General features: G+C 43.3%; 8 protein-coding genes. 4 read left to right on the forward strand and 4 right to left on the reverse strand.

Going from position 1 to position 9,474, the window contains the following annotated elements:
* Positions 1 to 364: 364 nt before the first annotated feature.
* Both GC102_RS07420 and GC102_RS07425 read right to left on the reverse strand, forming a co-directional pair.
* Positions 365 to 754, reverse strand: a complete 390-nt coding sequence (locus tag GC102_RS07420) for a VOC family protein (protein WP_171688910.1) — start codon at positions 752 to 754, stop codon at positions 365 to 367.
* A 69-nt stretch (positions 755 to 823) separates the two neighbouring features.
* Complete coding sequence (locus tag GC102_RS07425) at positions 824 to 1,045, reverse strand: hypothetical protein (protein WP_171688911.1); 222 nt, start codon at positions 1,043 to 1,045, stop codon at positions 824 to 826.
* Positions 1,046 to 1,202: 157 nt separating this feature from the next.
* On the opposite strand from GC102_RS07425, the gene GC102_RS07430 reads away from it, so the two are divergent.
* Both GC102_RS07430 and GC102_RS07435 read left to right on the forward strand, forming a co-directional pair.
* Positions 1,203 to 1,481, forward strand: coding sequence for a hypothetical protein (locus GC102_RS07430; protein ID WP_171688912.1), 279 nt, complete (start codon positions 1,203 to 1,205; stop codon positions 1,479 to 1,481).
* A 142-nt stretch (positions 1,482 to 1,623) separates the two neighbouring features.
* Complete coding sequence (locus GC102_RS07435) at positions 1,624 to 3,774, forward strand: 5'-nucleotidase C-terminal domain-containing protein (protein ID WP_171688913.1); 2,151 nt, start codon at positions 1,624 to 1,626, stop codon at positions 3,772 to 3,774.
* A 171-nt stretch (positions 3,775 to 3,945) separates the two neighbouring features.
* On the opposite strand, the gene GC102_RS07440 is transcribed toward GC102_RS07435, so the two are convergent.
* Complete coding sequence (locus GC102_RS07440; RefSeq protein WP_171688914.1) at positions 3,946 to 6,639, reverse strand: response regulator; 2,694 nt, start codon at positions 6,637 to 6,639, stop codon at positions 3,946 to 3,948.
* 163 nt (positions 6,640 to 6,802) lie between these two features.
* Between GC102_RS07440 and hisC the strand changes: the two genes are divergently transcribed.
* Both hisC and mscL read left to right on the forward strand, forming a co-directional pair.
* A complete protein-coding gene (hisC, locus tag GC102_RS07445) occupies positions 6,803 to 7,918 on the forward strand; it encodes a histidinol-phosphate transaminase (RefSeq protein WP_171688915.1) in 1,116 nt (371 codons plus the stop codon).
* 122 nt (positions 7,919 to 8,040) lie between these two features.
* Positions 8,041 to 8,508, forward strand: coding sequence for a large conductance mechanosensitive channel protein MscL (gene mscL / locus GC102_RS07450; RefSeq protein ID WP_171688916.1), 468 nt, complete (start codon positions 8,041 to 8,043; stop codon positions 8,506 to 8,508).
* A 21-nt stretch (positions 8,509 to 8,529) separates the two neighbouring features.
* On the opposite strand, the gene GC102_RS07455 is transcribed toward mscL, so the two are convergent.
* Positions 8,530 to 9,291 (reverse strand): (S)-benzoin forming benzil reductase, encoded by a 762-nt coding sequence (locus tag GC102_RS07455; protein WP_246320780.1) that lies wholly within the window; start codon positions 9,289 to 9,291, stop codon positions 8,530 to 8,532.
* Positions 9,292 to 9,474: the final 183 nt, after the last annotated feature.

Here is a 9,474-nt window from a genome sequence, read left to right on the forward strand (position 1 = left end):
AGCTCGTTCATCAATTGCAAGTACTTTTTTTCTTGTCAATTTCTGTCGTTCTCTGTCGGAAGGCTATAGTAACATAGGTTGCTGTTTGAATGCAAGTCCCATTTAATGACTCATGGTGATTTGCCCCTTCAAAGCAACGAGGAATAATGTAACACGTAGAGAAACCAATTACAACCCCTTTGGAAATGTTCCACAATTGCAATTGTTTTGAATTGTTCCTACATAAATATCCAAACAAAAAGGATGCAGTCCTCTGCATCCTTTGAAGCTCATTTGTATTCCATTCTATCTATTGAAGGAAAATTCAAGGGGGAATCTACAACTCGAGTAGAAGGGTTGCCTTATCTAGCAGTTTATTAACGAATCAACGTATAGATTGAAAGAATTCGATACGCTCTCCGTCTAAACCATTAAAGAAGAAGTATCTAGAGCCATTCGGAAGGGTCGTAATCTCAGCATCCAACTGCTCAACTCCCAATCCTTTGATTCTTGTAAATTCCGCTTCAATATCATCCACAGTAAAGGCCAAATGGTGAACTTTGCCCTCTTGCGGTAAACCCGCGTTATAACCCTCTATTAATTCAACTTCAGTTTCATTTAATGCTTCAAAGCCAAGAAAACCGAGTTTGATCACACCATTCGTATGTAACAAAGTACCTTTGTGCTTAAGTCCAATCACATCTTCATAGAAACGAATAGATGCTTCCAAGTTCGCTACCATTACACCGACATGCTCCATTTTCAAAACTGCCATCTGTACATAACCTCCTTCATTCTTCTCCTTCTATTGTAACTAAAAGAGCATGAGAGGACTAGACCGTCTTTAAGTGATATGGAGCGTTTCCATTTCGCCATCCAGCGAGAAGAGCGTCACTTCTTTATTCGTAATATTGACCAAACCAATATCATCAAATACTTTTCTCACCTGAGCATTGGATAAATGCTTCACTATGGTTTGGGCCGCTATCTGTAAATGATCCTGATACATGGATTCAAAAAACATAAGAACTTCTTTTTCCCCGACTAGAATTTTCGCGTGCATCATCCCATTAACACCCCCATTATCAATGGTTCAATTGTATAATTTGGAATCTAGGAAAGTGTCAGAACTTTATTAGGTTTATGTTAGGTTCATAGATTTCGCCATAGATATAAAGTCAGTGTATACTAGAGTAAAGAAGATGAGATAGGAGGGTGCAAATATGCGATTACTAAGGCTTCTTCAAATCTATGAAGTGGATGGGATTACACCCAAGCATCGATCGGAACGATTCAATTTTGATGAAATTCAAGGGCAAACATTTCGTGAAATGAACCCTACTGAAGTTGGGTGCCCAATGATCCTATCCGGCGTCCATCAATATATACCCTTCAAAACAACTAGAGTTCAAGCCATAGATCGGGACGGATTGGATTTCCGGGTGCTGACACGCAATACAATCTATCATTTTGAAGTTTACACAGAACGACAAGCCACGTAACCTTTTGGGAGGTTAATGGCTTTTTTTGTTCATTCATATAATAATAATTTCTTCACTTCTCAAAATCTACCATTTCCCCTTATACTAATAGATGGGTTTATTAACCGCGGTTATATTAATTTGAAGGAGGAATTTCTAACACATGAAAAAAACATTGACCACCCGCCTTACAGCGCTCGCTCTTGTTACCGTTCTTACTAGTTCTTTCGCTAGCAGTCTAGCATTTGCCGAAACAGCAGCACCCTCTTCTCCCGCTTCAATGAAATCAGATATGCGTCTTGCCATTGATAACGGCGCTATTGAGGGCTACGGGGATACCGACTACCGTGGTGCAAATGCTGCTACTCGCGCTGAAGTGGTAACAATGATTAACCGTGCTGCCAAGCTGAAAAGTGCAGATCTTGGTTCTGTCACGTTCACGGACCTTGCAAATTGGCAAAAACAAGCGGTTGCGAATGCTGTTGCAGCTAAACTCATTAGCGGCTTTGCTGACGGTACGTTTCACCCGAATGCTGCCGTTACTCGTCAAGAGCTTGCTGAGTTGATCGTTAAAGTCGTAACTGGCGGCCAACTGCCAAAAGTGAACGAGAATGTGTTGAATTACTTCAAAGATTCCTCCTCCATCGCTAAAGAATCCCGCCCTTATGTCGCTTATGCTGTCATCAGTGGAATTTTCACACCTACCCTTGACGGTAACTTCAACCCTACTGCGGAAGTAACGCGTGATGAAGTAGCTAAGGCCCTTAAGCCTATTTTATTTAAAGTGGTTGATATTTTAACTACGAACGATATTCACGGTAAAATCGAAGTCGGCTTCGATAAAAAGCGCAATCAAGGTCAAGGCGGTATCGAAACACTCGGTGGTATCGTGACCGATTTCCGTGCTGTAAATCCAGGTGGAACAGTCGTCGTTGATGGCGGAGACGCATGGCAAGGTACGCTGATTTCCAATACAACGAATGGTCAATCCGTGATGGATACGATGGCGCAAGTGCAATATGATGCCGCGGCTATCGGAAACCACGAGTTCGACTTCGGTCGCGACGTTCTGATCGACAACATTAAGAAAGCTAAATTCCCTATTCTCGGGGCTAATATTATCGATGATAAAACGGGTAAACGCGTTGACTGGACACAGCCCTATGTAATTGTTGAAAAAGATGGCCTGAAAATTGGTATCATCAGCTTCGCAACGCCACAGACTACAACAACTACAAAATCTACAAACATTGAAGGCCTTTCCTTTGTAAATCCAGTTCCTATGGCTAAAGAATTGTCTACTGAGCTTCGCGCTAAAGGTGTCGACATCATTATGGTTACCTCCCACCTACCAGGTGAGCAAAATCAAAAGTCTGCTGAAATCATTAGTGAGCTTGCTGATCTTGCAAAAGGTACTGGAAATGGTACCCTTGATGCCATTGTTGGCGGTCACTCCCACATGCGTGTTGCCGGTATCGTGAATGGTATTCCTGTTGTTGAGGCTCAAAGCTGGCTGTATGCGGTTGGGCACATTCAACTGTTTGTAGACAAATCCACAAAGCAAGTCGTATCCTCGAATGCAAGCTTGCTTGAAACATATACGAACTTGACGACAGCTGATGCGAAGATTCACCAAACAGTTGAAGATTATAAAGCCAAAATTTCCGCGAAATCCGGAGAGGTTGAAGTCGTTACTGCAGAGCCGCTAACTCGTAAATCTTTCCGCTTTGCTACCAATGGTGGAGTTGACCGCGACGGCGCTTCCCAATTAGGAAACAGCATCACAGATGCCATGCGCGCTTCTGAGAAATCCGATATTGCCTTCACTAATATTGGCGGTATTCGCGCTGATGTAGACAAAGGTGAGTTGACGTATGGCAAAATGTTTGAAGTGTTCCCTTTCGGCAATTACAACGTAACGGGTACAATGACTGCTGCTCAAATCAAAAAAGCATTCGAAGTTACAGATAAGTATACAAATCTTCCGGCTATTCAATTCTCTGGCCTGAAAGTAGAATGGGACAGCACGAAGCCACTCGGTGAGAAATATTCCAAAATCACCCTGATAGATGGCACACCAATCTATGTCGATGGCAAGTTTAATACAGACCGTACATTCAAAGTAACAACCAATGATTTTATGGCTACTGGCAGTGGCGATGGCTTTACGGTATTTGGTGAAGTGAAGGATTGGAAAGATGGCGCCATCATGCTGGACGCTTGGGTGAATTATGCTAATTCCCTGAAAGCTGCTGGTAAAGAACTATCTGTGCAGGACGATGGTCGCGATGTGCGTTTGGATTTGAAGAAATAAGCTATCATTAATTATTAACCTCATACAAAGATAAACGACTTCGTCGTCCTTCTGGGACGAGCGCGTTTGTCAAGGTAGATGAGAAGCAAAAGTATATAACTTATACTTTCTTATCTACAAATAAAAAAGACCTTTGACCGCATCCAAAAATGGATAGGGTCAAAGGTCTTTCTATTTGGTCAGCCATACACGCATCAGGGATAGCAATTGGCTTAAATTAAGCGGTTTGCTAATATAATCGGAGGCTCCTGCTTGCAAGCAAATGTCCCTGTCCTGTTTCATAGCCTTGGCCGTCAATGCAATAATCGGTACTTTCTCAAATCGGGTATCTTTCCTAATCATTCGCATGGCTTCGTAACCATCCATAACGGGCATCATGATATCCATAAGTATGAGATCGATGTCTTGATCTTTCTTCATGATCTCCAAACATTCCTGTCCATTATGCGCAACGGTAACCAGTATTCCTTCTTTCTCAAAAGCATTGCTTAGAGCGAACACATTCCGAACGTCATCGTCGACGACAAGTACTTTTCTTCCGCTAAAATTGTTCCTCTCTGCTGGATCAGCGGCTTTCTTATAGGCATCCCTAAGCAGAAAGTCACTTATCATTGGGGAAGACGCAGCTGCTGCTTCCTTCTGCATGGATTCAGTTTCGTTAAAGACATGCTCCAATGAAGGAACATAAAGCGTGAAGGTACTACCCACTCCCTCTTCGCTTTGCATAATAACCCTACCACCGAGAAGTCGGGCTAATTCACGGCTTATCGATAATCCAAGACCTGTCCCTCCATATTTACGATTCGTTGTTCCATCCGCCTGGCGAAACGGCTCAAAGATCAATTGCTGCTTCTCAGGAGATATTCCAATCCCTGTATCTTTTACGGATATGACCAGAACTTGTCTATGTTTAGCCAATGGCAGAAACTCTTTAATCTGCTCCTCGCTGCACATACTCAAATTCACCTGAACAGAGCCCTTATGTGTAAATTTAAAGGCATTCGAGAGTAAATTTTTAATAATTTGGCTTAATCGCTGTTCATCCGTATAGAAAATATCTGGAACCTGTGAATCACGTACGATGCTAAAAGTGAGACTTTGCTGTTCGGCCACCTTTGCAAATTGACTTCGCAATATATCTGGAAGCTCTGATACATTCATTTCACCGACATGAATATCTAATTTGCCAGCTTCGACTTTGGATAGATCAAGAATATCGTTAATCAGATGCAGAAGATCATTCCCTGAAGAATGAATAACACGGGCGTACTCTTGCTCTTCTTTGGTCAGCGAACCCTGTTTATTTTCTTGCAGCATTTGGGAAAGGATAAGCACACTGTTTAATGGGGTACGGAGTTCGTGTGACATATTTGCCAAAAATTCCGATTTATATCGAGAACTTTGCTGCAGCTGAACCGCATGTTCTTCAAAAGATGCTTTGATATTCTCTAGTTCCCGTGACCTTTCTTCCGCAAAACGATTCTGTTCTTCCAACTGTTCATTCGTCATGTGCAGTTCTTCTTGCTGCGTTTGAAGTTCTTCCGTCATAATCTGATATTCTTTTAAAAGCCGCTCCACTTCAACACGCGTTTGCACACTATGTACAATTGTACCTAATACTTCGAGAATATCTTCAAGCAGCTCAAGCTGCAGCGGAGTAAATTTATCAAAGGAGGCAAGCTCCATGACAGCAATAACTTCATTGTTATGTAAAATGGGTACGATCAGAACACTTTGAGCTTTCGCCGCTCCAAGTCCAGACGATAGGGTAATGTAACTATCCGGTATATTGGTTAGGTGAAACATTCGCTTCTCGATCGCACATTGACCGACTAGTCCTTCTCCCAATTTGAATCGGTGAACCCCAATGCCATCGCTCCCCCCCATGACCGCATAAGAAGCCAACTTAATCATAGAATCCTTGCCTTCATAGGAGGAACGAAGATATAGAAGACCGTAAGAAGCATCAAACAGCTCAGCCGCTTTACTAATAAAGGCTTTCCCCAGTGTTTCCATATCTGAAATCCCTTGAAGCATATGAACGACTTCCGTCAATTTTCGCTGCTGCCACTCCATCTCTTCTTGATTCTCAAGCAGAACATTCATAGCTTCCGCAAGATCTTTCACCTCATCGTTCATGGTAACTTGTATACGTTTAGAACGATCTCTCTTCGATGAACTTAAATTCATAATACTTCGTGTTACTTTTTTAATCGTCCCTACGATAGATCGGGAAATTAATAATGCAGCTGCTATTGAAAATATTACAACAAGCGTTAACATGACGAATAGAGACGTGGTCAGCATCTGATTCTGTGCATCTAAGTGCGCTGCTCTTTCCTTGGTAAGTCCCATTTCAACACTGCGAAAGCGATCTAACTGTGAGCGTATATCATCAATAACTTGCTTCCCCAGTAAAAAATTATAATCAAAATATGTTTCGTTATTAACGTTATTTCTCATCGAAGATAGGGACTTTCCTCCGCTTTGCTGAAGCCATCGTTCGATTGACGCCTTAATGGAAGAAAGATTTTGCTCCTGTATGCTATTATCTCGAGTTAGCTGACTGAGACGACTGTAGGACTCCCTCCACTTCGACTCGCCGACGTTGTAGGGTTCTAAATAGCTGAGAATACCCGTAAGTAAATAACCCCGCTGCCCGCTTTCCATATCCATCACATATTTTTCGATACGATTCGTTTCATTATGGACGGCAAAATCATGCTCGATGATATAATTTCTATCTTTCTGCATGGAGATCACTTGATAATTAACTAATACAAATGAAATGGTTAAACAGACAATGATGAACATATACCCAATCATAATCTTGGAACGGATACCAAATCTATTTTTCCCCATCATGCTGCAGTCCCTTCCTTTAGTAAGAATTCGCCTTATACGTGTATTATACTATGTTCTCCAAAAAATGGGATATGGAGATTATATATACTTTACTACTTTACCAAGTTAATGTATTATTATAGTAACGTATTAAATTATTTTAAATGAAATAGGAGTGATTATTATGAGTCGGATCATTAAACACATCCGCCCGCGCAGCGTTCTTGCACGCATGAAGCCTTACTCTCCTGGGAAACCCATTTGGGAAGTTCAACGAGAATTAGGTATCGAAAAGGTCACCAAGCTTGCTTCTAACGAAAATCCTATAGGCCCTTCGCCACTAGCACTAACAGCCATTCAAGCTTATCTGACCGATATCCATCGCTACCCCGACGCCGACACGATTGATCTTAGGGGGGCAATTGCGGAGAAATTACAGCTTTCTTCTGATGAAGTCCTTGTAACCAATGGAGCCGATGAACTCATTACACTTATTTCGGAGACATTTTTGGAACCAGGGGATGAGATTATTGTTCCTTCTCCAACTTTTAGCGAATATGAATTCGGGGCTAATTTAATGGGCGCAAGTGTCGTGCAAGTACCGCTTCGTGAAGATTACCGTTATGATGTTGACGATATACTCGCTGCTGTAACTGAACAAACCAAACTGCTTTATATTTGCTCACCTAACAATCCGACAGGCACATATATGAAGAAACAGGATTTACACCGGCTTATGGAGGAACTCCCTTCCTATGTTCTTGTTATTTTCGACGGGGCTTATAGTCACTTTGTAACGGCGGATGATTATAGCGATGGGTTGGAGCTTGTGCGTTTGGGCTACCCCATTGTCGTCACACAAACCTTTTCGAAAATATATGGATTAGCCGGTATTCGTGTAGGGTATGGCATCGCGTCACCAAGTATTTTGCATAGTATCCGTCAGGTCAAAGAACCATTCAATGTGAATGCTTTAGCACAAGTTGGCGCTACTGCAGCGATTAAGGATGATCAGCATCTTGATGCGACACGTGAGATGAATGCTCGCGGAAGAGAGCAGTTATATGATAGCTTGCAGGGAATGGGATTGAATTTCACACGCAGTATGAGCAATTTCCTATTGGTTGAGCTTGGCCCGGACGCTAAAAATATCTATGAAAAGCTGATGAATAAAGGAATTATTATTCGTTATGGCGGAGCTTGGAACCTCCCTAATCATGTGCGGATTTCAGTTGGGACGTCTGAAGATCACACTGTTTTAATCGAGGCGCTTCGCGAAATATTCATTCATCAAACCTAATTACATCGCCATAGCTCAAAAACACCATGAACGGACAAACCGAAACCCACCTCCAATTGTTTGCGTGTAATCAAATATGCTACAATACTAACAATTATTGTCTCATGGGGGTAAGCGAAGCGATGCTAAAGGAATTTAAAGAATTTGCTTTCAAAGGGAATATGGTAGATTTGGCTGTTGGGGTTATTATTGGCGGGGCTTTTGGGAAAGTCATTACGTCGATCGTGAATGATTTAATTATGCCGCTTGTTGGGCTGCTAATTGGTAAAGTGAAGTTCAATGATTTATTTATTTCATTAAATGGCGTTCATTACGATACCCTTAAAGATGCGGCTGCAGCCAGTGCACCTACCTTTAATTACGGACAATTTATTTCGACTTTCCTAGACTTTCTAATTGTTGCTTTTGTCATTTTCCTTGTTATCAGACAGCTAAGCAAGTTCCGTAAGAAAGAAGAGCCGAAAGAAAAAGTGGTAACGTCCAAATCTTGTCCACACTGCTTGTCAGAAATTCCTGTACAAGCTACGCGTTGTAAGTTCTGTACTTCAGAGCTGTCATCAGGCACTGCTGTGTCAGGGAGTATTCAATAAGTATGGTAAAAGCCCGAATCATTATGACGATTCGGGCTTTTTTGTGCGCAGATCGGCGATCTCGCCTTGCTCGAAGGCATTCGTCTGCAGCAGGTGAATCAACTGCTGCGCAGTCGCTTCGGGCGATTGCAGCTCGCCCTGCTCTTTGAGCTGGACGAACCTGCTCACCTGCGGGAAGTCCACTTCTTCAGCAGCGCGGATCTCCCGCTGCATATCCGTGTCAACCACACCCGGTGCGATGGAGTAAATCTCCACCGGGTGCGGCTCATTCATCTGCTCGACGCCCACGCAGCGCGTCAGCATATCGAGCCCGGCTTTGGCGGTGCAGTAGGCACCCCAGCCGGGGTAGGGCTTTTTCCCCGCGCCCGAGGAGATGATGGCGACCCGCTTCATGATCGTCCACGCCTGCGTGAGCCGAATGAAGCTGTTCGTCAGCAGCGCGGGCGCGATGAGATTGACCTGCAAGCTGCGCTGCAGGTCGTCATGGTCTGCTCGGCCGATCGACGTCATCGGCTCGAGCATGCCAGCATTATTGATGAGCGTGATGGAATCCGCTTCATCTACCGTGCTGAGGATTCGCTCCATGAGCGAATCGAGGCCTTGCGTGTCCGCCAAGTCGTAAGCGTGGAAGGTAAGTGTACCTTCCGCGCGCAGCGCCTCTTGGCGCAAAGCTTCACTGTCGCTGCGGGAAATGCAGTGAATCGCTGCTCCCTGCTGTAAAAGCTGCCGGATGATCGCAGCACCGAGTCCTTTTGAACCGCCTGTAATAATATACGTTTCCATTTACAGCACCATCCCGTTGAAATTCGTCCTATCCATTAAAGATACCACTCTTCGGGAATGATGTCTTGACGTTTGAGCATGGGGGACGAACTTCTCTTTGCTATCACTCGCTCGTTTTGATAGCATTCCGCTATCTTCTCGTCTGTAAAGATGAAATATACTGTTACAGACACGATTCCACTT

Source organism: Paenibacillus germinis (assembly GCF_013141785.1).
In the GTDB taxonomy this organism is placed as follows: domain Bacteria; phylum Bacillota; class Bacilli; order Paenibacillales; family NBRC-103111; genus Paenibacillus_E; species Paenibacillus_E phytorum.

What these genes read in the sequence shown, in the direction of transcription:
- GC102_RS07430 (WP_171688912.1), top strand. Translation starts at nt 1,203, where the DNA reads ATGCGATTACTAAGGCTTCTTCAAATCTATGAAGTGGATGGGATTACA.
- mscL (WP_171688916.1), top strand. Translation starts at nt 8,041, where the DNA reads ATGCTAAAGGAATTTAAAGAATTTGCTTTCAAAGGGAATATGGTAGAT.
- GC102_RS07440 (WP_171688914.1), bottom strand. Translation starts at nt 6,639, where the DNA reads ATGATGGGGAAAAATAGATTTGGTATCCGTTCCAAGATTATGATTGGG.
- GC102_RS07455 (WP_246320780.1), bottom strand. Translation starts at nt 9,291, where the DNA reads ATGGAAACGTATATTATTACAGGCGGTTCAAAAGGACTCGGTGCTGCG.
- GC102_RS07420 (WP_171688910.1), bottom strand. Translation starts at nt 754, where the DNA reads ATGGCAGTTTTGAAAATGGAGCATGTCGGTGTAATGGTAGCGAACTTG.
- GC102_RS07435 (WP_171688913.1), top strand. Translation starts at nt 1,624, where the DNA reads ATGAAAAAAACATTGACCACCCGCCTTACAGCGCTCGCTCTTGTTACC.
- GC102_RS07425 (WP_171688911.1), bottom strand. Translation starts at nt 1,045, where the DNA reads ATGATGCACGCGAAAATTCTAGTCGGGGAAAAAGAAGTTCTTATGTTT.
- hisC (WP_171688915.1), top strand. Translation starts at nt 6,803, where the DNA reads ATGAGTCGGATCATTAAACACATCCGCCCGCGCAGCGTTCTTGCACGC.